At 52.8% G+C, this 25,471-nt stretch carries 20 protein-coding genes; 12 read left to right on the forward strand and 8 right to left on the reverse strand.

Annotated elements, in window-relative coordinates; all coding sequences use genetic code 11:
• Window positions 1-22: 22 nt before the first annotated feature.
• Window positions 23-2,245 (reverse strand): phosphoribosylformylglycinamidine synthase subunit PurL, encoded by a 2,223-nt coding sequence (gene purL, locus WJU22_RS26170; protein WP_341841102.1) that lies wholly within the window; start codon window positions 2,243-2,245, stop codon window positions 23-25.
• A gap of 257 nt (window positions 2,246-2,502) precedes the next feature.
• On the opposite strand from purL, the gene WJU22_RS26175 reads away from it, so the two are divergent.
• The 6 genes from WJU22_RS26175 to WJU22_RS26200 all read left to right on the forward strand — a co-directional run bounded on the left by WJU22_RS26175 (window position 2,503) and on the right by WJU22_RS26200 (window position 10,916).
• The gene (locus WJU22_RS26175; RefSeq protein WP_341841103.1) at window positions 2,503-4,698 is read left to right on the forward strand and encodes a glutamine synthetase III; all 2,196 of its coding nucleotides are present in this window, start codon (window positions 2,503-2,505) and stop codon (window positions 4,696-4,698) included.
• Between the two features lie 139 nt (window positions 4,699-4,837).
• Entirely contained in the window at window positions 4,838-6,376 is a 1,539-nt protein-coding gene (locus WJU22_RS26180; protein WP_341841104.1) for a TlpA disulfide reductase family protein, read from the forward strand.
• A 105-nt stretch (window positions 6,377-6,481) separates the two neighbouring features.
• On the forward strand, window positions 6,482-8,011 hold the full coding sequence (locus WJU22_RS26185) for a TlpA disulfide reductase family protein (protein ID WP_341841105.1): 1,530 nt from the start codon (window positions 6,482-6,484) through the stop codon (window positions 8,009-8,011).
• Window positions 8,012-8,065: 54 nt separating this feature from the next.
• A complete protein-coding gene (locus tag WJU22_RS26190; RefSeq protein ID WP_341841106.1) occupies window positions 8,066-8,875 on the forward strand; it encodes a hypothetical protein in 810 nt (269 codons plus the stop codon).
• Between the two features lie 117 nt (window positions 8,876-8,992).
• On the forward strand, window positions 8,993-9,271 hold the full coding sequence (locus WJU22_RS26195) for a glyoxalase superfamily protein (RefSeq protein WP_341843797.1): 279 nt from the start codon (window positions 8,993-8,995) through the stop codon (window positions 9,269-9,271).
• Window positions 9,272-9,368: 97 nt separating this feature from the next.
• A complete protein-coding gene (locus tag WJU22_RS26200) occupies window positions 9,369-10,916 on the forward strand; it encodes a TlpA disulfide reductase family protein (protein ID WP_341841107.1) in 1,548 nt (515 codons plus the stop codon).
• 571 nt (window positions 10,917-11,487) lie between these two features.
• On the opposite strand, the gene accC is transcribed toward WJU22_RS26200, so the two are convergent.
• The 3 genes from accC to efp all read right to left on the reverse strand — a co-directional run bounded on the left by accC (window position 11,488) and on the right by efp (window position 14,025).
• Entirely contained in the window at window positions 11,488-12,825 is a 1,338-nt protein-coding gene (gene accC, locus WJU22_RS26205) for an acetyl-CoA carboxylase biotin carboxylase subunit (protein ID WP_341841108.1), read from the reverse strand.
• Between the two features lie 81 nt (window positions 12,826-12,906).
• Window positions 12,907-13,392, reverse strand: coding sequence for an acetyl-CoA carboxylase biotin carboxyl carrier protein (accB, locus tag WJU22_RS26210; protein ID WP_341841109.1), 486 nt, complete (start codon window positions 13,390-13,392; stop codon window positions 12,907-12,909).
• A 66-nt stretch (window positions 13,393-13,458) separates the two neighbouring features.
• Entirely contained in the window at window positions 13,459-14,025 is a 567-nt protein-coding gene (gene efp / locus WJU22_RS26215; RefSeq protein WP_126246810.1) for an elongation factor P, read from the reverse strand.
• 341 nt (window positions 14,026-14,366) lie between these two features.
• On the opposite strand from efp, the gene WJU22_RS26220 reads away from it, so the two are divergent.
• The 4 genes from WJU22_RS26220 to WJU22_RS26235 all read left to right on the forward strand — a co-directional run bounded on the left by WJU22_RS26220 (window position 14,367) and on the right by WJU22_RS26235 (window position 17,022).
• Window positions 14,367-14,705 carry a hypothetical protein gene (locus tag WJU22_RS26220; protein ID WP_341843798.1) on the forward strand — a complete coding sequence of 113 codons (339 nt, stop codon included), beginning with the start codon at window positions 14,367-14,369 and terminating at the stop codon, window positions 14,703-14,705.
• 118 nt (window positions 14,706-14,823) lie between these two features.
• Complete coding sequence (mdh, locus tag WJU22_RS26225) at window positions 14,824-15,762, forward strand: malate dehydrogenase (protein WP_126246808.1); 939 nt, start codon at window positions 14,824-14,826, stop codon at window positions 15,760-15,762.
• A 144-nt stretch (window positions 15,763-15,906) separates the two neighbouring features.
• On the forward strand, window positions 15,907-16,482 hold the full coding sequence (locus WJU22_RS26230; protein WP_341841110.1) for a YceI family protein: 576 nt from the start codon (window positions 15,907-15,909) through the stop codon (window positions 16,480-16,482).
• Between the two features lie 75 nt (window positions 16,483-16,557).
• On the forward strand, window positions 16,558-17,022 hold the full coding sequence (locus WJU22_RS26235) for a MarR family winged helix-turn-helix transcriptional regulator (protein WP_126246806.1): 465 nt from the start codon (window positions 16,558-16,560) through the stop codon (window positions 17,020-17,022).
• A 3-nt stretch (window positions 17,023-17,025) separates the two neighbouring features.
• On the opposite strand, the gene WJU22_RS26240 is transcribed toward WJU22_RS26235, so the two are convergent.
• The 3 genes from WJU22_RS26240 to WJU22_RS26250 all read right to left on the reverse strand — a co-directional run bounded on the left by WJU22_RS26240 (window position 17,026) and on the right by WJU22_RS26250 (window position 20,524).
• The gene (locus tag WJU22_RS26240; protein ID WP_341841111.1) at window positions 17,026-18,270 is read right to left on the reverse strand and encodes an MFS transporter; all 1,245 of its coding nucleotides are present in this window, start codon (window positions 18,268-18,270) and stop codon (window positions 17,026-17,028) included.
• Window positions 18,271-18,359: 89 nt separating this feature from the next.
• Complete coding sequence (locus WJU22_RS26245) at window positions 18,360-19,061, reverse strand: DedA family protein (RefSeq protein ID WP_341841112.1); 702 nt, start codon at window positions 19,059-19,061, stop codon at window positions 18,360-18,362.
• An 83-nt stretch (window positions 19,062-19,144) separates the two neighbouring features.
• Window positions 19,145-20,524, reverse strand: a complete 1,380-nt coding sequence (locus tag WJU22_RS26250; RefSeq protein WP_341841113.1) for a dicarboxylate/amino acid:cation symporter — start codon at window positions 20,522-20,524, stop codon at window positions 19,145-19,147.
• A gap of 191 nt (window positions 20,525-20,715) precedes the next feature.
• On the opposite strand from WJU22_RS26250, the gene WJU22_RS26255 reads away from it, so the two are divergent.
• Together WJU22_RS26255 and WJU22_RS26260 are read left to right on the forward strand one after the other, a co-directional pair.
• Entirely contained in the window at window positions 20,716-22,164 is a 1,449-nt protein-coding gene (locus WJU22_RS26255) for an amino acid permease (protein WP_341841114.1), read from the forward strand.
• Between the two features lie 140 nt (window positions 22,165-22,304).
• Window positions 22,305-23,015, forward strand: a complete 711-nt coding sequence (locus WJU22_RS26260; protein ID WP_126246802.1) for a YebC/PmpR family DNA-binding transcriptional regulator — start codon at window positions 22,305-22,307, stop codon at window positions 23,013-23,015.
• A 190-nt stretch (window positions 23,016-23,205) separates the two neighbouring features.
• On the opposite strand, the gene WJU22_RS26265 is transcribed toward WJU22_RS26260, so the two are convergent.
• Window positions 23,206-24,162 (reverse strand): D-2-hydroxyacid dehydrogenase, encoded by a 957-nt coding sequence (locus tag WJU22_RS26265; protein WP_341841115.1) that lies wholly within the window; start codon window positions 24,160-24,162, stop codon window positions 23,206-23,208.
• Window positions 24,163-25,471 lie beyond the last annotated feature (1,309 nt).

Raw genomic sequence — 25,471 nt, forward strand, 5'->3', positions numbered from 1 at the left:
TCGCTATTATGTAAGGTTGAAATTACAGGTGGCTTTCGAGCGCGGTGTCGTATTTCATTTTCCAGTCGGCGGTGTTGCCCCAGTTTTCGCCGTCGATGATCATGCTGTCACCTTTGACGGTACCGAGCAGTTCGAAGCGAACGGAAGTGGCGGAGGCGTCTACCAGGCCGTGGAGCAGCGATTCGAATTTCTCCTTGTCTGCCGGGTTTATGGTCACAACCACGCGGGATTGCGCTTCGCCGAAGAGGAAGGCATCTTTGCGGAATTTTTTATTGGTGTGAACGTCGAAGCCGGATTTACCTGCCATGGCGCTTTCCAGGAGGGTGATGAAGAGGCCGCCTTCGCTCACGTCGTGCGCGGACTGGATCAGGCCGGCGCCGTTGAGCTTGGTGATGGTTTGCTGGAGGCGGTGTTCTTCTTCCATGTTAAAGTGCGGGGCAGGGCTGAATTCCACGCCTACGAGCTTGTGGAGGTATTCGGAGCTGCTGATATCGTTGTAGCTGCGGCCTACGAGGTAGATGAGGTCGCCGTTGTTTTTGAAATCGAGGGTAATGCGCTGGTCCATGGTGTCGAGCACGCCGAGCATACCGATGGTGGGCGTGGGGTACACGGGGCCGTCGGGGCTTTGGTTGTAGAAGCTCACGTTACCGCCGGTAACGGGGGTGTTGAACTTGCGGCAGGCTTCGCCCATACCCTGGATGGCGTGTACGAACTGGTAGTATACTTCCGGATCGTAAGGATTACCGAAGTTGAGGCAGTTGGTGATGGCAACGGGCTCACCGCCGGAGCAAACGATGTTGCGGGCAGCTTCCGCCACTGCGATCTGGCCGCCGGTGTGGGGATCGGCGTGTACGTAGCGGGAGTTACAGTCGGTGGTAACGGCGAGCGCTTTCTTCGAACCTTTCACGGCAACGATAGACGCGTCTGAAGGGGCGTTGGTGCTGGCGTTGGCGGTACCTACCATGCTGTCGTACTGCGTATATACCCAACGCTTGGACGCGATGTTGGGAAGCTGCGCGATCTTCTCGGCTACTTTCTTCGCATCGGCGATGTCGGGAACGTTCTGGATATCGAACTGTTTAACTTTCTCGAAGTATTTGGGCTCCACGTAAGCGCGGTGGTACTGGGGGGCGCCGCCGCCGAGCACGAGGCTTTCTGCGGGCACTTCGGCTTCGAGTTCGCCGTTCATGTAGAAACGGAGGATGGGCTCCTTGGTCACTTCGCCGATCTGTACGCAGTGGAGGTCCCATTTCTCGAAGATATCGAGGACTTCTTTCTCGCGGCCTTTGTGTACCACGATGAGCATGCGTTCCTGGCTTTCGGACAGGAGCATTTCCCAGCCTTTCATGTTAGCCTGGCGGGTGGGCACCTTGTCGAGGTGAATGATCATGCCGTGTTCGCCTTTGGCAGACATTTCGGCGGTGGAGCAGGTGATGCCTGCTGCGCCCATGTCTTGCATACCAACGAGTGCGCCGGTGGGCACGAGCTCGAGGCAGGCTTCGAGGAGTTTCTTTTCCTGGAAGGGGTCTCCTACCTGAACGGCGGGGAGATCTTTGGCGGATTCTTCGGTGATGTCTGCGGAAGCGAAGGAAGCGCCGCCGATGCCGTCTTTACCGGTGGCGGAGCCTACGATGAATACGGGGTTGCCGGCGCCGTGGGAGGTGGCGGAAACCATGGTACCTACTTTCAGTACGCCCACGCTCATGGCGTTCACGAGGGGGTTGGTGCCGTAGCAGTCTTCAAAATATACTTCACCGCCCACGGTAGGTACGCCGAAGCAGTTGCCGTAATGGCCGATGCCGTGTACCACGCCTTTGAGGAGGTGCTGGTTCTTTTTATCGTTGATATTGCCGAAGCGCAGGGAGTTGAGGGCCGCGATGGGGCGGGCGCCCATGGTGAAAATATCGCGGTGGATACCTCCTACCCCGGTGGCTGCGCCCTGGAAGGGCTCGAGGGCCGAGGGGTGGTTGTGCGATTCAATTTTGAATACGCAGGCCCAGCCGTCGCCGATATCTACCAGGCCGGCGTTTTCCTCACCAGCTTTCACGAGCAGCCTACCGCCTTCCCGGGGCAGACTTTTCAGCCACACGATGGAGTTCTTATAGCTGCAGTGCTCGCTCCACATCACCGAGTACATGCTCAGTTCGGTGAAGTTGGGGGTACGGCCCAGGATGGATTTTATGCGTTCAAATTCGTCTGCTGTCAGTCCTAACTGTTCGGCGGTTTCAACTGTGGTCGTTTGCATGAATTGAGAAGGTTTATAAAAGAAGATGCAAAACTACATAGATTTCTATCAATTGACAAGACGGAACACGAAAGCCCTTAATACGAATTACAAATTTTTTAATATATCAGTTTGAAGGGCTCAAGCCTCCGAATATTTGGCCGAATTTTAAAAAACACCTGTTTTTTCCGGTGAAATGCAATTTTTTGGTAACATTCTGTCGATTTGCTTGCATTTTAAACCAAACTGGCGTTTTTTTGTATAAAATTTTTCACATCATGCAATCGTTACGCTTTCAAGCGCTGGAAAATCTGACCGGCGTTGACTTCAAAGTAAAGCCTGAGCTGAATGGCAAAATTACCGACGTGTTCGGCAGCAACGTGTTCACGGGTAAAGCCATGCGCGAACACCTCAGCGACGAGGCTTATAAAAGCCTGATGAATTCCATCAAGGGCGGCAATAAGATCGAACGCAAAATGGCAGAACAGATCGCTTCCGGCCTGAAATCCTGGGCTATGAAGAAAGGCGTAACCCACTATACGCACTGGTTCCAGCCGCTGACCGGCACTACTGCCGAAAAACACGACTCCTTCTTTACTATTAAAGGCGACGGTTCTTCCATCGAAACTTTCGACGGAGACGCCCTCGTTCAACAGGAGCCCGACGCTTCCAGCTTCCCCAACGGCGGCATCCGCGCCACCTTCGAAGCACGTGGCTACACTGCCTGGGACCCCTCTTCCCCCGCCTTCATCATCGAGCAAGGCACCGGCAAGACCCTCTGCATCCCCACCATCTTCGTAGCGTACACCGGCGAATCGCTGGATTACAAAGCGCCCCTGCTGAAAGCCCTCTCTACCCTCGATAAAGCTGCGGTAGACGTGTGCAACTACTTCGATAAAAACGTTACCAAAGTTACCGCCACCCTCGGCTGGGAACAGGAATATTTCATGATCGACGAAGGTCTGGCCAACGCCCGTCCCGACCTGCTGCTCACCGGCCGCACCGTAGTAGGCCACGCGCCCGCTAAAGGCCAGCAGCTGGAAGATCACTACTTCGGCGCCATCCCCGAGCGTGTATACGCTTACATGCGCGATTTCGAAGAAGAATCCTACAAACTGGGCATCCCCCTGCGTACCCGTCACAACGAAGTGGCGCCCGCACAGTTCGAGTGCGCTCCCATCTTCGAAGAAGTGAACATCGCAGTAGACCATAACTCCCTGCTGATGGACGTGATGAGCAAAGTGGCCAAACGCCATAAACTGAAAGTGCTCTTCCACGAAAAACCCTTCGCAGGCATCAACGGCTCCGGTAAGCACAATAACTGGTCGCTCGCTACAGACACCGGCGTGAACCTGCTGGCTCCCGGCAAAACGCCGAAAACCAACCTGATGTTCCTCACGTTCTTCGTGAACACCATCAAAGCGGTTCATGACTACGCCGATCTGCTCCGCGCTTCCATCGCCACTCCGAGCAACGACTTCCGCCTGGGCGCCAACGAAGCTCCCCCGGCCATCATCTCCGTTTTCACCGGTAAATACCTCTTCGAAGTACTGCAGGAAGTTAAATCCCGCGTGAACAACAAGTTCGACGAGCAGGACGAAGCCATCCTCAAACTGGACCTTCACCGTCACATCCCTGAGCTAATGCTCGACAACACCGACCGTAACCGTACCTCTCCGTTCGCGTTCACCGGTAACAAATTCGAGTTCCGCGCCGTAGGTTCCACCGCCAACTGCGCTTCCGCTATGACCGTTCTCAACACCATCATGGCGAAAACACTGACCGAATTCAAGAAGGAAGTTGACGCGCTGATCGAAAAAGGCGAAAAGAAAGAGATCGCCATCATGCAAACCCTCCGCAAATACATCGTTGATTCCGAGAAGATCCTCTTCGAAGGCGACGGTTACAGCGAAGACTGGGCAAAAGAAGCGGAAAAACGTGGCCTCGCCAACGTAAAAACCACGCCGAAAGCCCTCGATGCATTCGTAACTCCGAAAGCGACCAAACTCTTCACCGAAATGGGCGTTTACAACGAGAAAGAACTCCACGCTCGTCATGAAATCCTCCTGGAAGATTACGTGAAGAAAGTGCAGATCGAAGCCCGCGTGATCGGTGACCTCGCCACCAACCACATCCTCCCCGCAGCCGTGAATTATCAGAACACGCTGCTGAACAACATCAAAGGACTGAAAGACGCAGGTTTCGGCGACGACGCTTCCAAAGCGCAACGCCAGATCGCGACCAAGATATCTGAACACATCAATGTCATCAGCGAAAACGTGCAGGCCATGATCGAAGCACGCAAAGTAGCCAACAAGCTCGAAGACAGCCGTCAGAAAGCCATCGACTACTGCGAAAAGATCAAGGAACCGTTCTTCGACACCATCCGTTACCACTCCGACAAACTGGAGTTCCTGGTGGATGACAAGATTTGGGGTCTTCCCAAATACAGAGAGCTGCTTTTCTTGCGATAAAAACCGTAAGATTGTTTTGGTGTATGATGGCCCCCGGTATTCACCGGGGGTTTATCTTTTTCAGGGAATGCCATCCAACGTAAAATCCTTCCGAAATCCTCGTATGAATGATTATATTGGATAAAATTCGCAAACCCGTATGATAAGAACCCTGCACCTGTTGCTACTCGTTTGCCTGCCCCTATCCCTTTTCTCCCAGCAGTCAGACAAATCGATGAAAATCCAATCCCGAAAAGAGCCGCCGCCCTTCGGGCCGCTCCGCTTCCGCGAGGATTCTGTCACCATTATCGGCGAATACAAAAACTTTACATCCGGCCAGCCGTTCACCGTTATCTATACGAACTGGATCACCAGGGAACAGGTTACCTATTCCACGCCGATCAGCGCTTCCGGGAAATTCAGGCTCACGTTCCCCCTTCCGGCGGAAAGCTCCATCCTCCTCGATTGGGGACGTGCTTACCTGGGCACTGTAGGCATACCCGGCGAAACGATATACCTCTTCGCCGATGCGAAATCCTTTTCCGAAAAAGCCCCGGAAGATTCAGCAGGCATCGTGGCGCGGGCAGATAAGCCCGCCGTGCGTTACGAAGGACAAAACGCCCGGATGCACAACGAGATCCACCGCTATTTCCAGGTTTCGAAGCTGCTGCGGCTGCCGAATTACGGGGATTTTGATTGGGGGAAACAATTCAAAAGCATGGCGGAATATGCTGATACCATGGCCGGACTGTACCGCGTCAAAATGCGTTATTTCGAAGCGTATGCCCAAAAGCACAAGCTCGAAACCCGCACCCGGCAATTCATTGAAGCCCGCATCCGGTACGACATCGGGTCGCGGCTGACGCAGCAGTATTTCATGATGCCCGGCAAAGACAAATACAAAACCGATAATTCGTTTTTTGAAACCATCGATACCATCGCCAGCCAGCGCTTCGGCACCGGCTACCTGTCTGACGATTACCTGGTCGTGATCGACAACATCCGCAGCCATACCGAATCCAAAGCCTGGGCGCTGAACCTGAAAGCCGATTCGCTGTACGAAGAACGGTACCGGCATCCGATAGAAAAAATCCTGACGGATGCCTGGAAAGTGTCCGGAAAATTCAGCCAGGGCCAGGTTTACAGCGACAGCATGCTGGCGGATGTGCGTAGGAAAGTAACCGATACTTTCCTGCTGAACCGGCTGTACCGTCAAAACGATTCGCTCAAAGCCCTCAATGCCAACGATGCGCTGGTGGCCGGTACGCGCTTCGTCACCGAATTCCCCGACCTGAAAACGGCGGAAGAGATTTTCAGGCATATCACCGAGCCGTACAAAGGCAAAGTGATCTACCTCGATATCTGGGGCACCTGGTGCGCTCCCTGCCGCAAAATGATGGGCTTCATGCCCGATATCAAAAAGAAGTACGAGGATAAAGACGTCGTTTTCCTGTACCTCGCCAATCATTCCCCGGAAGCCGCGTGGAAAAACGCGATCAGGCAGTACCATATCACCGGTACCAGCGTCGTCCACTACCGCATGCCGGATATGATGCAGCAAGCTTTTGAAAGACAATACCTTTCGGGCGGATATCCCAGCTATTTACTCATCGACAAAACAGGAAAACTGGTCACCAAACAGGCGCCCTGGCCCTGGGCCCCGGATGCGCTGTACGAAGCCATCGATAAACTTTTATAAGGAAATACATCCACTCAAATCCTCCGGAAAATAAAACTACGAAATTTTCGTAACAATCTACGATAATTTCGTAGAAAGGTGTAAATTGGATGAAATTCCACCTGTATGAATAAATTCCTTTTTGCGATTTGGCTGATCGGATGCGGGTTTCAGGGTTATGCGCAGCCTGCCGGAACGGATACCGCGGCTTTTGGGCCTTTACGGTTCCGGGAAGATTCCATCACCATTATCGGCACGTATAAAAACTTCCGGTTTTCGCCGGGGTCGTATTTCAAAGTTTCTTACCAGGATTGGGTCACCGCCCGTGAGGTGACCTTTTCCGCCCCTATCGACGAGGCTGGCAAATTCCGGATCCGGTTCCCTCTGCCGGTGGAAACACAGTTATTTATCGATTATGACCGGTTGTATGAAGTCAATCTGGGCATTCCGGGTGAAACGGTTTACCTCCAGGCCGATATGAACAACTACCAGGTGCCCGACAGCATCGGCGGCTCTTACCGGAAAAGTGTGGCCTGGCTCGGAAAATGGTCTGCCGCGCAATATAAAGGCACACATGCGAAAATGCACAACGAGATCCTCGCCTGGCACAGGCACCAGGCCAGGCTTGTATTGCCCGACTATCCCGATGGAACCTGGGAACCGCAATTCCCTTCCACACAGGCTTACCTGGATACCATGGCCGGGATTTTCCGGGGAAATATGAAGGATTTCAGCAGCTACGCAAAGTCGCGCAAGCTGGAAAGCCGCACCCGGCAATACATTGAAGCTAACATCCGGTATGATGCCGCGTATGCGCTCACGCAAAGTTATTATTCGATCGCACGGTCAGATAAACAGGCGGTTTTTCCCGCATATTTCACGACCACCGACACGATCGCCTCCCTCCGCCACGGAGCCCCTTACCTGACCCGCAACTACATCGTAGTGCTGCGCGACATCCGCGGCCACAGCCAATCGCACGCCAGAAAACTGAAGCTGGACCCCGATTCTGCTTACCGCGCGTGGGTCCGCCATCCCATCGAATACGATTTAACCACCACATGGCTCGCCTCGCAGGCTTTCAAGGCAGGAAAAACGCTGGACGAAACCGCACTTTCAACACTGCGATCGCAGGTAAAAGAGCCGTTCCTTTTGCAGAAGGTCACGGAGCGGAACGAGGCGCAGAAGGCTATCGAGGCCAATGAAAAGCTGCTTGCCGGCACCCGGCTTATCACCGAATTCCCCCACCTCAAATCGGCAGAAGAGATTTTCCAGCACATCACTTCGCCATATCGCGGCAAAGTGATCTATCTCGATGTATGGGGCACCTGGTGCGGCCCTTGCATCGAAATGTTCCAGTACATGCCCGCCATTAAAAAGCAATATGCCGAAAAGGACGTCGTATTCATATACCTCGCCAACCATACGCCCGAAACAGCCTGGAAGAATGCCATCAAACTGCACGGGATCACGGGCGCCAACGTGGTGCATTACCGGATGCCGGAAACCATGCAGGCGATGTTCGAGAAAGGATACCAATTACGGACTTTCCCGAGTTTTCTGCTCATCGACCGGGATGGCAAACTGGTGACCGGCCGCGCACCCTGGCCCCGGCATACGGAGAACCTCCACGCGGCCATTAACAAACTTTTATGAGTGCGCGGTTAAACCTGTGTTCTTTACAACGGTCTATGTAAGAAATTAATCGCCATGATGAAACAAATTGTATGGATGGTGCTACTGACCGGAAGCGTTTCCCTGGCCAATGCCCAGGAGAAGCCTGCCGCCAAAGCAGACCTGAAACTCACTGAACAGCAGACCACAAAAATCCGTGATATCAACAAATCGTATATGGACGGATTGAAGGACCTGCGAAGCAATCAATCGCTCAGCAAGGAAGACCGTAAATCCAAATCCGACGCCCTGCGCACCACCCGCCAGGACCAGATCAAAACCGTACTTGACAAAGAACAGTTCGCCAAATGGGAGAATAACCAAAAACTCCTTGCCGACCGTAAAGGCCGCCATCATGGCAAATTCGGGAAAGACGGAAAGTTCGGCCAGGAAGGCAAAGACGGTAAAATGGCCCGCCGCCATCACGATCGCAGCCAGGAAGCCGTAAAAGCGCTGGGCCTCAGCGAAAAACAAGGCGCCGACCTGAAAGCCATCAACAAGGAATACATGGACAAAGCCATGGCCCTTAAAGATGCCGACAAAACCGAGCGCAGGGACAAAATCAAATCCCTCCACAACGAACGCCTCGAGAAAGTGAAACTCGCCCTCGGCGACGAAAAATTCACCCAATACAAAGAATGGCGTGAAAAAGAAAGAATGCAACACAGATCCGGTATGCGCAAAGGAAGGCATGATGAAAAGGAAAGCAGCCACTCCCGCAGCCGAAAAATTATAAACTGCCCGTCCACGGTTCAGGACAGCAATTTAGTGTCAATCAATTCGTCTGAGAACGTTTTAAGGTTTAATGCGACAGGCCGTCCGAAAGGATGGCCTTGTTGTTTTTAGGCTTACATTTACCGGGCATCAAACTTTCCGACATGCAAACGAAAGTAATACCCGTTCTGCGCATCTTCGACCTCGCCAAAATGCGGGAGTTTTATATCGACTGGCTGGGGTTCACTGATAGACTGGGAGCACCGGTTCGACGCGGATGCGCCGGTTTATATGCAGGTTACGCGGGGCGATGTTACCCTGCATCTTTCGGAACATCATGGCGATGCGTGTCCCGGCGCGAAGGTGTTCATCGAAACGCAGGGCGTGCGGGAGCTTCATGCCGAACTGACGGAGAAGCGGTATAAATACAACCATCCCGGGCTGGAGGAGGCGTTCTACGGTGCCTGGGAAGTTACCCTGCACGACCCTTTCGGCAACCGGCTCGTGTATGTGGAGCGGTTCCAGTGAATAGTACACCAATATCAACTTTCCAAGTAACAAACTTTTCCGGCCTGAATTTGCGATTCTACGAACTTTTCGTAGTTTGGAAGAAATATTATCCCGGATGATCCGATTTGCTTTCACGTTAACCGCGCTGCTGCTGGGGTTTGCTACCTACGCCCAGCACGAAAAACCCGCGAAAATTTCTTCCGCTTCGCTGCAGGAAGGGTTTGGCCCGCTTCGGCTTGGTAACGATTCCATTACCATTATCGGTAAATACTTGAATTACCAACCGAAAAAGGGGGATGAATTCAGCGTTTCGGTATACGATTTCCTCAGCACCCGGCAAATGGAATTTAAGGCGGCGATCGATGCGAACGGACAGTTCTCAATAAAAGTACCGGCGCAGGCGCCTTGCGATATTTTTCTCGACTGGGGCGTAACCTGGCAACGTACCATCGGCGTCCCCGGCGAAACCATTTACTATACGGCAGACCCTTCCGAATATAATGATTTGAATTGGGAGGATCCTTCCTTTTTCAACCGGAAGTTCTCCACCCGCTTCCAGGGCACCAACAGCCGCCTGCACATGGAAATCCTGGCATTCAACAACGCCTATGACGGCTGGTTCGACAACAGTTATCATTCCTGGAGCGACGAAAATCTGCCCGACCTCGCTTACCGGGATAAAGTCGTCCATAAAAAGCTGCTGCCCGAGTGGGCGTTTCTCCAGTCCTGGATCAAACAGCACCGACCGGAAAAGCGGACCATTCAGTACCTGGAGGCCCGGGTGTTATGCCAAACCAACTACATGCTGATGCAATACCTCTACAAACTGGATAAGCTGAAGCAAAGGCAGTTCAGCCCGGGCTACCTGGCTACGGTGGATTCCATCCGGAATGTGCTCCCGCAGCTTGGTTATCTTTCCCGTGATTACCAGGTCGTTATCCGCGATATGGCCACCTATGGCAGTTTGGTGACCGGATGGAACCGCCCCCAGGCGGCAGATTCCGTTTACAACACTTTGAAACCATTGGATATTGAGCGGGAACTGCGTCTTGCCCGGGAAATTACCGCACAATACAGCAGCACCAGCAGTCCTTTGCCTGAAGCGGATTTCCAGCGGGGCTTAGCGGCATTGAAAGATCCCTTTGTGCGGGAAGCCATTCAAAAGCGCCAGCAATACTTCAAAGACCTGGACGCCAGGATGGATGCGGAGATGCAGCTCACCGGCCTGTTCAGCGATACCACGGGCCTCGGTCAGCTCACGACCACCGAAGCCGTCTATCGCCACATTACAGCGCCTTACAAGGGAAAAGTCATTTACCTCGATGTGTGGGGCACCTGGTGTGCGCCTTGCCGCGACGAAATGCAATTCGCGGGCGAACTGAAGAAACGGCTGGAAGGAAAAGATGTGGCGTTCATCTACCTCGCCAACAATTCCGCGGAAAAGTCCTGGAGAAATTTCATCAAAGACCGGAAGTTGTACGGCAAATCCACATTCCATTACAATCTGCCCAGGGCGCAGCAGCAATTGTTCGAAAAACAGTACCTCAAAGGCGGATATCCCACTTTCATCCTCATCGACAAAAGCGGGAAATTCGTGACCAACACTGCACCGAGGCCCAGCAATACGGACGAAGCCGTGAAAGCGATCGAAGCCTTGTTGTGAACCGATAAGTCACTTTCAACTAGCCGGACCATAACAGGTGATTGATTCGTAACGGATTCGCGGTGGTTCATCCCATTTCGGAAAAGTGCGTTGCCCGGTGGAGTAAATTCGTTCCATTACCGATCGAACGAATTATGGCGGCCGCCAGTTCCCTGGCGGGCCCAAGCAATTTCACTGGCAACGATAGTGTTGCGTGTTAATCAAACTGTCATTACAAATAATTCTGGCGGACTGCTTTTGCGGTCCGCTTTTTTATTGCCGGGGTCTGTAAAAGGGAACGGCTCGCGCAGATGCGGATTACTTTTGCGGGTCAATTTTTATTGCCGGGGTCTGTAAGGGGAAACAACTCACGCAGATGCGGACTGCTTTTGCGGTCCGCTTTTTTTATTGCCGGGGTCTGTAGAAGGGAAACGGCTCGCGCAGGTAAAACCAGCGCACGAAGATGAGCAGATAAACGGCCCAAAGCCAGGCAACGACGATCATGCAAATGGGAAACATAGGCGGGGCAAGGGATGTTAAAAAAGCAGGGCCGCTCTACTGGAGCGGCCCTGGGCAATATTTTCAAATAAAACTATTGCAGTTTGAAGGTTTCGGTGAACTTGGTGGTAAAGTTGCCTTTACGGAAGTTCTCGTCCTGCATGAGTTGCTGATGGAAGGGGATGGTGGTTTTCACACCTTCGATCACGAATTCGGACAGGGCGCGTTCCATCGTGTTGATGGCTTCTTCGCGGGTTTGTGCAACGGCGATCACCTTGGCTACCATGGAATCGTAGTACGGAGGGATCACATAACCGGCGTAGATGTGTGAATCCACGCGCACGCCGTGGCCTCCGGGAGTGTGGAGGACGGTGATTTTGCCCGGTGAAGGACGGAAATCGTTATGCGGATCTTCCGCGTTGATGCGGCACTCGATGGCGTGCATCTGCGGCGTATAGTTCTTCCCGGAAATGGGGATACCGGCGGCGATCTTGATCTGTTCCTTAATGAGGTCGAAATTGATCACTTCTTCGGTTACGCCGTGCTCCACCTGGATACGGGTATTCATTTCCATGAAGTAGAAATTACGGTGCTTGTCTACCAGGAACTCGATGGTGCCTACGCTTTCGTAATTGATGGCGGAAGCTGCTTTGATGGCGGCTTCACCCATTTTCTCACGCAGTTCGGGCGTCATGAAGGGTGAGGGAGATTCTTCCACCAGTTTCTGGTGACGGCGCTGGATGGAGCAGTCGCGCTCGGAGAGGTGGCATACTTTGCCGTATTGGTCGCCGGCAACCTGGATTTCGATGTGACGGGGCTCTTCCACGAATTTCTCCATGTAGATGCCATCGTTACTGAAAGCGGCGCGGGCTTCATTTTTGGCCATGTTGTAGGCGTTCTCCACTTCACTTTCGTCCCAAACCACGCGCATACCTTTACCACCACCGCCTGCGGTGGCTTTGAGGATGACGGGCAGGCCCATTTCCTTCGCCAGTTTCTGGGCTTCTTCCACGCTTTCGAGGAGGCCTTCGGAACCGGGGATTACCGGAACACCGGCGGCGATCATGGTTTCCTTGGCGGTCATCTTGTCGCCCATTCTGCGGATCATTTCCGGAGTGGGCCCGATGAACTTGATACCGTGCTCACCGCAGATCTCTGCGAAGCGGGCGTTTTCGGCGAGGAATCCGTAACCGGGATGGATGGCGTCTGCGTTGGTGATCTCGGCAGCAGCCATCAGGTGAGGGATATTCAGGTAAGAATCGCTGCTTTGCGGCTTTCCGATACACACGGCTTCGTCGGCGAAACGGACATGAAGGCTGTCTTTATCCGCCGTTGAATAAACTGCCACTGTCCTGATCCCCATTTCCTTACAGGTACGGATGATGCGCAGGGCAATCTCGCCACGGTTGGCGATCAATATCTTTTTGAACATGTTACGCAAATAGTGTTATAAAAAACGGCAAAAGGAAAAGGTTGCAAGCAAACTTACAACCTTCAACCGTTATGGAATGATTTACGGTTCTACAAGGAACAGCGGCTGGTCGTACTCAACCGGGGAAGCATCCTCCACCAGTACTTTCACGATCTTACCGCTCACTTCGCTTTCGATTTCATTGAACAGTTTCATGGCTTCGATGATGCAAACTACTTTGCCGGATGCCACTTCGTCGCCCACGTTCACGAAAGACGGTTTGCCCGGTCCTGCGCTGCGGTAGAAAGTACCGATCATGGGAGATTTGATGGTGATGAGGTTGCTGGCGGCGGGAGCTCCAGCGGGGGCCGCAGGTGCGGCGGCAGCGGGTGCAGCGGCGGCGGCTACGGGCTGGGGAGCCGCTATTACCGGTTGAACCGCGGTTACGGCCGGTACGGTAACGATCTGCTGTACTTCTTGCTCTTTCTGCTTTATCGTAATCTTAAACTGGTCCTGCTCAATGCTCAGTTCGCTGATATTTGACTTGTTGATCATTTTAATCAGCTCCTGAATCTGTTTAAAGTCCATGTAGACAGTTTTTGGTTTTAGTAATTTTGCTGTTCGCGAAAATGATGAATATGAGATGGTATATGGCTATTCTTTTACGCGCTCGATGTATTCACCGGTTTTGGTGTTAATGCGGATCAGCTCGCCTTCGTTCACGAACAGGGGCACCATGATGGTAGCGCCGCCTTCAACGGTAGCAGGCTTCAGGGTGCGGGTAGCGGTATCGCCCTTCATGCCGGGCTCGGAATAGGTCACTTTCAGGACGATCTTGTCGGGCAATTCCACGGCCATGGGCAGTTCGGTCTCCGTGTTAATGGCGATCGCCACCTCGTCCCCGTCTTTGAGGAACTGGGGCGCGTCGATCATCTGCTCATTCACTACGATCTGCTCAAAAGTTTCTTTATCCATGAAATTGTACCCGCTTTCGTCCTGGTACAGAAACTGGTATGCTTTTTTCTCCACACGTACCGGATAGATGGTATCGCCGGAGTTCCAGGTGTGCTCGATAGAACGGCTATTGTCAACCCCCTTCAATTTGGCCCATACCTTGGCGGCTGCACGGGCGGTTTTATTCTGACCAAACTCTACAACAGAATATAAGCTGTTATCCAGCTTAATGATTAATCCTGTTCTGATATCTGCGGTGGTAGCCATAAAAGGTCAAAGATTTAAAGTTAAAAATTTACATTAAGGATTGCAAAAGTAAAAATTTTAGAATATGAACAAACAATTCTTGCCGGATTTCCCACAAAAGCGGTATAGATTTGACGGCGAACCGCTTGTGCGGATGATTACTTTAACAATAAAACAAATATAAAGATGCGTACATGGTTATTCGTGCTTTTATGCCTCCCGACCCTGTTGAAGGCCCAATCCGGGCATAATCATGCTCATGAAAAACAACCGGGCGCCCCGCTCCCCCTTTCAAACAGTACAATTTCATCGCGCCTTTCCAGCTGACGGCCTATACCGGCCAGGTTTTCACCAAGAACGACATCCCCAAGGGCAGGCCGACCATGGTTTTCCTCTTCAGCGTGGAATGCGACCATTGTGCGCATATGACGGAAGACATTCTCCGGAACATCGACAAATTCAAAAAATCGAACATCCTCATGGTAACGCCTTTCAAACTCGAAAGGATGAAGGCCTGGTACGACCAATACAAGATCGGGAATTACCCCAATATCATCATGGCGGCAGAGCCTACACGGCAGATCGTATATTACTATGACCTGCACAACTTTCCCGGTGTTTACCTCTACAACAGGAAAGGCCAGCTGGAAGCGGATTACGAAGGTACGGTTAAACTGGACACCGTGTTAAAGCATTTGTAAATTTTCCGGAAGGGCCGCCGAAAGGGGAAATTTTAGCAGTTTCCTCCGAAATTACGGTTCCGATATCCTATTTTTGTTACCCAATTAATTCTTCACCTTTTTAAAATATTCAGATACGATGAAAGTAACTGTTGTAGGAGCTGGAAATGTGGGCGCAACATGCGCTAACGTGCTGGCCCACAGAGATTTCCTGCAGGAAGTAGTTTTGCTGGACATCAAGGAAGGAACCGCAGAAGGCAAGGCACTCGACACCTGGCAGCAAGCGCCGATCGATTACTACAGCACCAAAGTGACCGGCGTTACCAACGACTATGCTAAAACCGCCAACAGCGACGTGGTAGTGATCACCTCCGGCCTCCCCCGCAAACCGGGCATGAGCCGCGACGACCTGATTTCCACCAACGCCAATATCGTTAAATCTGTTACCGAGAATATCGCCAAACATTCTCCCGACGCCATCATCGTTGTGGTTTCCAACCCGCTGGACGTTATGACGTACTGCGCGTTCCTCACCGCGAAGAAAGACAGCTCCAAAGTGTTCGGCATGGCAGGTATCCTCGATACCGCCCGCTACCGCGCTTTCCTGGCAGACGAGCTCGGCTGCTCCCCGAAAGACATCCAGGCCATCCTCATGGGCGGTCATGGAGACACCATGGTGCCCCTCCCCCGCTACACCACCGTTGCCGGTATCCCCGTTACGGAACTGATCGCCAACGATAAACTGGAAGCGATCATCCAACGCACCAAAGTAGGCGGCGGCGAAATCGTGAACCTGCTCGGCACTTCCGCCTGGTACGCTCCCGGCGCAGCTGCAGCTCAAATGGTAGAAGCCATCCTGAAAGATGAAAAACGCATCTTCCCCGTTTGCGCTTGGCTCACCGGCGAATACGGCCTGAAAGACATCTACCTCGGCGTGCCCGTAGTACTCGGCAAGAAAGGTATCGAGAAAATCATCGAACTGGACCTGAACGAGGGCGAAAAAGAACTCCTCAACACTTCCGCCAAACACGTGAAAGAAGTGATGGACGTACTCGACAACATGAAAACTCCTGCCTAACCAAGGCGCAATATCTTCCGGAAAGCACCTGGCAACAGGTGCTTTCCTTTTTCCATTCAGCCCCGCCCGTTCATATCATTGATTATCGTACCTTTGGCCCGGGCTATATCAACTAAAATCATCACCGGCCCCCAAAACCATATCATGAGCAGGCTCCTGATTGCCATACTGTTATGCTCTTCGTTGGCCTCGATTGCACAAAGCCCGGTCTGGAAAGCGGACCGCGAAAGATCGTCTGTGTCCTTTTCCGTCACCCATCTCATGATCTCCAAAGTGGAAGGCCACTTCCGGGAATTCGACGGCGAAATCTCCGCCGCAAAACCCGACTTCACCGACGCCTCCATCAAATTCGATGTAGACGCTTTCAGCATCACAACGGGAGACGATAAGCGCGACAACCATCTCAAATCGAGCGATTTCCTCCATGCAGAACAATTCCCCAAACTGTCTTTCCGCAGCACCGCCTTCCGCCGCATCACCGAAGGCAGATACCAGCTGGAAGGAGACCTCACCATCCGCGACGTCACCCGCCGCGTCAAATTCAACGTCGCCTACGGCGGCACCACCACCGAAGGCAACCGGCAAAGAGCCACTTTCAAAGCCACTACGTATATCAACCGGTTCGATTATAATTTACAGTGGGACAAACTGACCGAAGCAGGGGGCATGGTAGTAGATAAAATGGTCAGCATCATACTCAAACTCGAGTTCGTAAAATAGTAAAGGGCCGCCACAGGGTCGAGGAAATCTCTGTTTGCCGCCAATCCGTTAATTTGCAAGATATTATTGCCGCATATGTCCAATATCGAAAAATTGATCTCTATCAGGAATTTCACCAGTGAACACCATAAAGGTCTGGTCAGCCTCATCTTCGTAGGCAACTGGATCATCTCCAAACACCAGAACTTTTTCAAGGAGTACGACATCACCATGCAGCAGTTCAACATCCTGCGCATCCTCCGCGGTCAACACCCCAAATCCGCCAGCATCAACACCCTCAAGGAAAGAATGCTCGATAAAATGAGCGACGTTTCCCGCCTCGTGGAACGGCTCCGCAAAGCCGACCTCGTGGAAAGAAAAAGCTGCGAGGCAGACCGCCGCGCCGTAGATGTGAAAATTACCCAGAAAGGCCTGCAACTATTGAAAGAAATCGACGAGAAAATTTTCGTACTGGAAGAAACCCTCAAAACCACGTTGACAGACAAGGAAGTAGCACAACTGAACAAACTGCTCGATAAACTCCTTGGCGCCTACGAATAGCCGTTACTCCTCCACATAATCCAGGTCTTTCCCGAACGTTTCCTCCATGGAATACGCGAACCCGAACGCCAGCACGATGCAGATCACACCCGTGGCCAGGCCGCTCTGGAGGTAACTGAGCCCTGCCGTCTGCAAACCGCCGAACATCAGCGAGATCACCGGCAGCATGCCCCGCGCGTAATTGGGTACCGTAGTAGCCGCCGTGGCGCGGAGGTTGGTACCGAACTGCTCGGCCGCCACCGTTACGAAAATCGCCCAGAAGCCCACGCTGAAACCCATGACGCCGCAAACCGTGTAGAACAGTTGCACGCTGGCGCCGTACAGGTTGAAATACAGCACCACGCTGATCAATACGAGGGTATAAAAAATATACAGCACCTTTTTCCGGCTGCGCATGATTTGACTGAGGTACCCGCTGGCCAGGTCGCCGAACGTCAGCGCGGCGTAACAGATCATAATGGCCTTACCGGGGTTGATAGGCCCCTGCACGCCCATTTTCTCCGCAAACGCGTTGGAGAACGTCATGAGGATGCCCACCACGTACCAGGTCGGCAGCCCGATCATGATACATTTCAGGTAACGGAAGAACCGCTCCTTGCTGGTGAAGAATTTGAAATAATTGCCGCGGCTCACACTGCTTTGTTTGATATTGTTGAACATCCCCGACTCTACTACGCTGATGCGCAGGATGAGGAGCGCCAGGCCCAGGCCACCGCCGATGTAATAGCAGATCCGCCAGTTATCGCCGAAATATTCCGACACGAAATAAGCCGCCACGGCCCCGGAGATGCCCACACTCGCCACGATCATCGTGCCGATGCCCCGCTTTTCCTTCGGCAGCACTTCCGACACGAGGGTGATCCCCGCGCCCAGCTCGCCCGCCAGGCCAAGCCCCGCGATGAACCGCCAAACCATATACCAGAAAATGGCATTTTCTCCCCCTATCATCCCGTTGGCAACATTCGCCACGGAATAAAGCAGGATCGATCCGAAAAGTACAGAAAGCCGGCCGCGCTTATCGCCCAGCACGCCCCAGATAATACCGCCGATCAGCATCCCGATCATCTGGATATTGATCAGCCACATGCCCACGGAATCGATTTTGTCGGCCGAAACGCCCAGCGAGGTAAGACTTTTAATACGGATGATGCCAAAAAGCAACAGATCGTAAATATCGACGAAGTAACCCAGGGAAGCCACGATCACGGCGGCGTTCAACAATTTGACGGGTTTGCTGGCGGAATTCATAAAGGACAAGATTTTCGGTTGATACGTGGACTTTATACAAAAAAGAAAGAGACGCAAATTTATTGCGTCTCTCTAAATATCAAAATTTATTATGATTTTATTTCTTCCCGCTTTTCCGGCGTTTCGATCGGATGCCCTTCTTCATCGAAATTGGCGTGGATGCCCGATTTGCCGAAAATCAGCTTGATCGCCACCGGCAGCGTCGTGATCACCACGATGATGACGATGATCCATTCCAGGTGGTCTTTCAGGGTGGGGAAAGCTTTATCGAGGAAGTGGCCGGCCAGCATGAGCGAGAACACCCAAGTGAACGAGCCGATGATGTTCCAGAACATGAATTTTTTCCGTTCCATCCCTACGATCCCTGCGATGATCGGGGCGAATGTGCGGACGATGGGCAGGAAACGGGCCACGAAAATGGCACCGCCACCATATTTGTCATATACTTCCTTCGCCTGCCAGAGGTGTTTTTTCTTGAACAGGAAGGTATCTTTTCTTTTAAACAGGATGGGCCCGGTCTTGCGGCCGAACCAATACCCCACGATATTTCCGAGCACGCCCATGATCGCGATGAGGGTCATCATCACCAGGAGCGGCATATTGAAAAAGCTTTCGGCCAACAGTTCGGCATAAATACCGGCAACAAAAAGCAGGGAATCCCCCGGGAGGAAAAATCCAATAAACAAGCCCGTTTCCGCGAAAATGATCGCGAGAATCAGGTAATATCCTCCGTTTGCAATAATCCACTCAGGGTTAAGAATGTGCTTGAAAAAATCTATGATCTGGTCCATGCTAATGTTTAAAAACTATAGTTAAGCGGCTAAAAATAATCTTTTATATGTCAAGAGGAAGTTAATATTTCCTGAAATAGGCCTTAGGCCTTGGTTTCAGGCGGGAGTTCCTTAAAATCGACCTCTCCTTCCCACTTCCCGATCACGGCGGTGGCCAAACAGTTGCCGATCACGTTTACCGAGGTACGGGCCATGTCCATCAGCTCGTCGATCCCCAAAATGAGGAAAACCGGCCAGGTGGGCAGGTGGAACGAGGCCACGGTGCCGAGGATGATCACCAGGGTGGCGCGGGGAACGCCGGCTACGCCCTTGCTCGTGAGCATGAGCGTAAACACCATGAGGATCTGCTGGGGCCAGGTAAGCGGGGTGCCGGCCGCCTGGGCCACGAACACCGACGCCAGGGCCAGGTACAGGGTGGAACCGTCGAGGTTGAAGCTGTAACCGGTCGGCATCACGAACGCGATGATCTTCCGCGGAACGCCCATTCTTTCCATGGCTTCCATGGCTTTCGGCAGGGCGGATTCCGAGCTGGTGGTGGCAAAGGCGATGGAAACGGGCTCGGAAATTTCCTTGATGAACCGTTTGATGGGCAGGCCGATGATCAGCGCCACCGGTACAAAAACCAGCAGCACGAACGCAATGAGCGCCACATACAGGGTAAGGAGCAGTTTCAAAAGGTTCCCCAGCACATCGAGCCCTCCATGGCCCACGGTATAGGCGATGGCCGCACCCACGCCCACCGGCGCGAAGTACATGACGATGTTGGTGAATTTGAACATGGTCTCGGAAAGACTGCCGCAGAAATCCAGCATGGGCTGGCGCATTTTGTCTTTCACCATGAGCAGCGCGATCCCGAAGATGACGCTGAACACCACGATGGGGAGGATTTCGCCATGATAGATCGATTTGGCGATGTTTTCGGGGAAGATGTGGAGGATGATATCCTGCCAGTTCTGCGGTTTGGTGGCCGGCAGCACTTCATGGCCTGCGGGAGGCTGCGGAACGCCGACGCCCGCCTGCGAAATGTTAATGGCGGCCAGGCCGATGAACAGGGCGATGGTAGTAACGATCTCGAAATAAACGAGTGATTTCCAACCCATACGGCCCACCTGTTTAATATCGGAGTGCCCGGCGATGCCCACCACCAGCGTGGCGAAAAGCAGCGGGGCGATGATGGTTTTGATCAGTTGCAGGAAGACTTTACTGAGCACCTGGAAGTTCACGGCGATGGCCGGCCAGTCGTGCCCCAGTTCTCCGCCCACCAGCATGCTCACGAGGATCCAGGTGGTGAGGGATTTTTTAGCGATGGCAAACCAAACGAATGCCGCAACCGTGATCCAGCGGGTGATCACAAGGATATCCTGCGGAATGGATAACGCAGTGTATATATCAATGACATGCAAGATGGCAACGATCGTTAAAACGATAAATGCGGTGATGCCTGCCTTCCGTTTATTCATCATGAAATAGAGGTGATTTTAGGTTTAGATGCGACAAAAATTGCCCAAAAATAAGGTTCTCGGTCGAAAATTCCCGCAGATGGGCATTACCGCTCGTACATAAAATAAAATATGGGGTTTATCATTAAGACACTATATTTGGCGATCTATAAAACAAATCTAACCGCTAATATCAACCACAACCCTCTATTTGTATGAGTAGACTCTTTGTCAAAAAGCCGCTTGCACAGTTATTCTCGGAAGCTTCCGATTCTGAAAAAGGGCTTAAAAGGTCTTTAACTGCCACCAGCCTCGTCGCACTCGGTATCGGCGCCATCATCGGCGCGGGCCTCTTTTCCCTTACCGGGCTGGCCGCCGCCAACAACGCCGGCCCTGCCGTAACGCTTTCCTTCGTGATCGGCGCCATCGGATGCGCATTCGCCGGCCTTTGCTACGCCGAATTCGCTTCCATGATCCCCATCGCGGGCAGCGCCTACACTTACAGCTACGCCACCATGGGCGAATTCCTCGCCTGGATCATCGGGTGGGACCTCGTGCTCGAATACGCACTCGGTGCCGCCACCGTTTCCATCAGTTGGTCGCAATACCTTGTCAAATTCCTCCATCACTACAATATTCATTTGCCGGCGCAGCTCACCGCCTCGCCGTTCGAAACCGTCACTATGCTCGACGGGTCTACGGTAACCGGTATCATGAACCTTCCTGCAGTCCTGATCATCATCGCGCTGTCGCTCCTGCTGATCCGCGGCACCCGTGAATCTGCCCTGCTGAACGGTTTGCTCGTTGCCCTGAAAGTTGTAGTGGTACTGGTATTCATCGCAGTAGGCTGGGGCCACGTAAACCCTGCCAACTACGATCCCTACATTCCCGCCAACACCGGCGAATTCGGTCACTTCGGCATTTCCGGCCTGTTCCGCGGCGCTGCCGTGGTGTTCTTCGCCTTCATCGGGTTCGATGCGGTGTCTACCGCCGCCCAGGAAGCCAAGAACCCCAAGCGCGACATGCCCATCGGCATCCTCGGCTCCCTCGCCATCTGTACCATATTATATGTACTGTTCGCGCACGTGATGACCGGCCTGGCCAACTATACCGAGTTCAAGGACAGCGCCGCCCCCGTAGCCATCGCCATCGCCAAAACGCCCTACGCCTGGCTGCAACAGGCTATCATCCTGGCCATCCTCGCAGGTTACACTTCCGTGATCCTCGTGATGCTCCTGGGCCAAAGCCGGGTGTTCTATTCCATGTCGCTCGACGGCCTCCTGCCCAAAACCTTCTCGCAGGTACACAAAAAATACCGCACACCGTATAAAGCCAACATCCTGTTCATGGTGTTTACCAGCCTTTTCGGCGCCTTCGTTCCCGTACATATCGTGGGCGAAATGGTGAGCATCGGTACCCTGTTCGCTTTCGTGCTGGTTTGCGTGGGCGTGATCGTGATGCGCAAAACCGATCCTGATGTACCGCGCGCTTTCAAAGTACCCCTGGTACCGGTGGTGCCCATCATCGGCATCATCATCTGCCTGGCGCTCATGGCATCCCTCCCGCTCGATACCTGGCTGCGCCTCGCCGCCTGGATGGGCCTGGGCCTCGTGATCTACTTCGCCTATAGCAAGAATCACAGCAAACTCGGCAACAAACTGTAACCAAACACCCATCATACAAAATCCCGCCAGCCATGGCGGGATTTTTATTTCCGGTAATCCCAGATTTGACGGGAATTTAATATTTTTGCAGCCTCCTTATCACCGGCCTCCGGAGCATAAGGCAAACTCTTTCAAACATTATGGGACGTATTTTTGAAGTAAGAAAAGCGACCATGTTCGCCCGTTGGGACCGCATGGCCAAACAATTTACCCGTATCGGCAAGGAAATCGCCATGGCGGTGAAACAAGGCGGTATGGACCCCGATAACAACCCTGCCCTCCGTCGATGCATCCAGAACGCCAAAGGCGTGAACATGCCGAAAGACCGTGTAGACGCCGCCATCAAGCGCGCGATGGGGAAAGACAAGACTGATTACGAAGAAGTTGTATACGAAGGATATGCCCCTCACGGCGTCGCCGTTATGGTAGACACCGCCACCGATAATACCACCCGTACCGTTGCCAACGTGCGCATGCACTTCAACAAATGCGGCGGCAGCCTTGGGAACAGCGGTTCCGTAGGCTTCATGTTCAACCGCCTCGGTGAATTCAAGATCAAAAACGCCGGCCAGAACCTCGAAGACCTCGAACTGGAACTGATCGATTTCGGCCTGGAAGAAATCGGGGAAGACAGCGAAGGCAACATCATCGTTCGCGCCACCTTCACCGAATTCGGCAATATGTCGAAAGCGCTGGAAGAAAAAGGACTGGAAGTGATCGCCGCCGAATTGAAGCGCATCCCCGCCACCACAGTGGAACTGAACGAGGAACAAGCCAAGGAAGTACTGGAGCTGATCGACCGCCTGGAACAGGACGACGACGTACAGCAGGTATTCCACAACCTGAGATAATCGTACCCACGAAATAACAAAAAGGCCCACCATCTGGCGGGCCTTTTTTATTATCCGGAAACGCCCGTCGGGAGGCGCTTATAGCTCGTTTCGAACGTATCACGGCTGCACAGCGGCCATGCGCATTTTTTCCAGTTAACCCGGATACTGTTATTGAAGCAGGAAATCCTAAGACAACTCCCCTTTTCAGCTATCCGCCGATTACATTTTGCGGTGCCCCGTCCAGGAAAGCTTTTACATTCTCCACCACCTTGTTCATGAGGCGGGAACGCGCTTCGCGGGTGGCCCAGGCGATGTGCGGCGTAACGTAGCAGTTGCGGGCCGTCAACAGCGGATTGTCTGCGGAAGGGGGCTCCACCGATAAAACATCCAGTCCTGCCCCGGCAATTACCCCGTTATTGAGCGCATCGGCAAGTTCCGGCTCGTTGATGAGCGGCCCGCGGCTGGTATTGATCAACATGGCCGAGGGGCGCATCGTGGCCAGCAGCGCCGCATTCACGAAACCTTTGTTGGCCTCGTTGAGCGGACAATGCAGGGAAACGATGTCCGCTTCGCGGAAGCAGATTGCCTGGTCCAGGAAAGTGACACCTTCCATCCGGTCGCGCTCCGGGTGCTTATGGCTCACGATCACGCGCATCCCGAACGCCAGGGCGATACGCGCCACTGCCTGCCCGATCTGCCCGAAACCGATGATAGCCAGCGTTTTCCCGGATAGTTCGGTGAGGGGCATTTTCCAATAGCTGAAATCGGGACTGGCCGCCCAATCGCCGTTCCGGACGCTGCTCGCATGCAAACCCACGCCCTGGCAAAGTTCCAGGATGAGGGAAAAAGTAAGCTGGGCCACGGAAGCCGTGCTGTATGCGGGAACGTTGGAGACGACAATGCCTTTGGCGCGCGCTGCGGCAACGTCTACCACATTATAGCCGGTGGCCATGACGCCGATGTAGCGAAGGGTTGGCAGCTGGTGGATGACGGACGCGGGGATGAGGGATTTATTGGTGAGGAGGATTTCCGCTCCGAGGGCGCGGGCCGCCACATCGGCGGGGGCCGTTCTGTCGTGGACGGTTACGGTGCCGAGGGATTCCAACGCATCCCACGACAGATCTCCGGGCTGTAAAGCATATCCATCCAGTACTACGATTTTCATATGTGCCGGCTTTTTGATGAAGGACTAAAAATAGACAATTCCTCCATCGATCAAAAGCCTGCACGGCAATATGCCCCCTTGAAATAAAACCGTTGCGGCCAGGAATCTGAAGTGAATCCCACACCCAACCAGGAAAGACCGATCGCCCGCCGTTCAACGGGAGAGCACCGGCCCCTCACTGATAAAACCAACATGGAATGGATGTTCGACCTATGCAGACAACCGCAGGCAGATCAACATAACTATTGCGGCCAGGAATCTGAAGGGAATCCCACATTCAACCAGGAAAGACCGATCTCCGCCGTTCAACGGAAGAGAACCGGTCCCTCATTGATAAAACCAACATGGAAAGTAGTTTCGACCTGGGCGGATAAATGCAGGTACATCAACATAACCGGGCAATTAAAAAATCCGCACAAATCAAGAAGGTGGTTAACAAACAACATCACCCTTTTATAAATCATGGGAAACCCATAAAAAATCCTTGGTACAGGAACATTCCATTTGGGCTTGTATGAACAGCAGGCCTCGTGCGTGCATTCGCGCTGGAATGCATCTGTCGATCCCAATTCCCGTTGTGCCACTATCAACGGGCGCAACCGTCAGTATCCGGATCCGCAGGTACAATTTGTTCCATCGTACGGGCAGAAAAAATCCAGCTCCCGGCTCACCTGGCCTTGCAGCTTACCTCATGCGAAAACTCATACTTAACAGGGAAAAAATTCGCATGGGAAGCGAAGCCTCATGTCAACCAGTCCATCATTTAAAAGGAGAAAAACGAGATCGTACAGCTGTGACGAAATTCACGCATCATCGCAACAGCGTCACTTTATGGAATTGATTGTTCAATTTGTCGACCACGAAATTTCCATAGATCGACCGGTAAGTACCATAACAAAGTTTCCCCCTACTTCCATATTATGTTCCTTACCCAGCGGGTGAAGCCCCTCTATCAGCCCCACGAACCGCATTCTTTGCAATTGGCCACCACAGCGGCATTTGATTTCAGAAAGCCTCTTGTGAGAGTGTACGATCGTACTGCATCTGATACATCTTGCTTCCATAATTCAGTTACGTTTTAATAAATTTTGGTTGTTGTCCCCTAACGCATGGATAGATGTTCTTTTGATATAAAGAGGTTAACAAAGCGCACACGCGTTTGTATAGACTAAAGAGGAGAAAAATGTAGCAGAGGGTTAAAAAAAGAGAAAACCTGCACCTGTTTTTTCCGGGTGGTTAATCCGGCGATCATAGGAAATGGTTAAAAATCTTTTAAAAAACCAGGCCAGGTCCGCACAGAAAAATTCAG

Source organism: Chitinophaga caseinilytica (genome assembly GCF_038396765.1).
Classification (GTDB): domain Bacteria; phylum Bacteroidota; class Bacteroidia; order Chitinophagales; family Chitinophagaceae; genus Chitinophaga; species Chitinophaga caseinilytica.

What these genes read in the sequence shown, in the direction of transcription:
- WJU22_RS26265 (WP_341841115.1), bottom strand. Translation starts at nt 24,162, where the DNA reads ATGAAAATCGTAGTACTGGATGGATATGCTTTACAGCCCGGAGATCTG.
- WJU22_RS26245 (WP_341841112.1), bottom strand. Translation starts at nt 19,061, where the DNA reads ATGGACCAGATCATAGATTTTTTCAAGCACATTCTTAACCCTGAGTGG.
- WJU22_RS26175 (WP_341841103.1), top strand. Translation starts at nt 2,503, where the DNA reads ATGCAATCGTTACGCTTTCAAGCGCTGGAAAATCTGACCGGCGTTGAC.
- WJU22_RS26185 (WP_341841105.1), top strand. Translation starts at nt 6,482, where the DNA reads ATGAATAAATTCCTTTTTGCGATTTGGCTGATCGGATGCGGGTTTCAG.
- WJU22_RS26235 (WP_126246806.1), top strand. Translation starts at nt 16,558, where the DNA reads ATGTCCAATATCGAAAAATTGATCTCTATCAGGAATTTCACCAGTGAA.
- WJU22_RS26240 (WP_341841111.1), bottom strand. Translation starts at nt 18,270, where the DNA reads ATGAATTCCGCCAGCAAACCCGTCAAATTGTTGAACGCCGCCGTGATC.
- WJU22_RS26180 (WP_341841104.1), top strand. Translation starts at nt 4,838, where the DNA reads ATGATAAGAACCCTGCACCTGTTGCTACTCGTTTGCCTGCCCCTATCC.
- WJU22_RS26200 (WP_341841107.1), top strand. Translation starts at nt 9,369, where the DNA reads ATGATCCGATTTGCTTTCACGTTAACCGCGCTGCTGCTGGGGTTTGCT.
- WJU22_RS26260 (WP_126246802.1), top strand. Translation starts at nt 22,305, where the DNA reads ATGGGACGTATTTTTGAAGTAAGAAAAGCGACCATGTTCGCCCGTTGG.
- efp (WP_126246810.1), bottom strand. Translation starts at nt 14,025, where the DNA reads ATGGCTACCACCGCAGATATCAGAACAGGATTAATCATTAAGCTGGAT.
- accB (WP_341841109.1), bottom strand. Translation starts at nt 13,392, where the DNA reads ATGGACTTTAAACAGATTCAGGAGCTGATTAAAATGATCAACAAGTCA.
- WJU22_RS26250 (WP_341841113.1), bottom strand. Translation starts at nt 20,524, where the DNA reads ATGATGAATAAACGGAAGGCAGGCATCACCGCATTTATCGTTTTAACG.
- WJU22_RS26255 (WP_341841114.1), top strand. Translation starts at nt 20,716, where the DNA reads ATGAGTAGACTCTTTGTCAAAAAGCCGCTTGCACAGTTATTCTCGGAA.
- purL (WP_341841102.1), bottom strand. Translation starts at nt 2,245, where the DNA reads ATGCAAACGACCACAGTTGAAACCGCCGAACAGTTAGGACTGACAGCA.
- accC (WP_341841108.1), bottom strand. Translation starts at nt 12,825, where the DNA reads ATGTTCAAAAAGATATTGATCGCCAACCGTGGCGAGATTGCCCTGCGC.
- mdh (WP_126246808.1), top strand. Translation starts at nt 14,824, where the DNA reads ATGAAAGTAACTGTTGTAGGAGCTGGAAATGTGGGCGCAACATGCGCT.
- WJU22_RS26190 (WP_341841106.1), top strand. Translation starts at nt 8,066, where the DNA reads ATGATGAAACAAATTGTATGGATGGTGCTACTGACCGGAAGCGTTTCC.
- WJU22_RS26230 (WP_341841110.1), top strand. Translation starts at nt 15,907, where the DNA reads ATGAGCAGGCTCCTGATTGCCATACTGTTATGCTCTTCGTTGGCCTCG.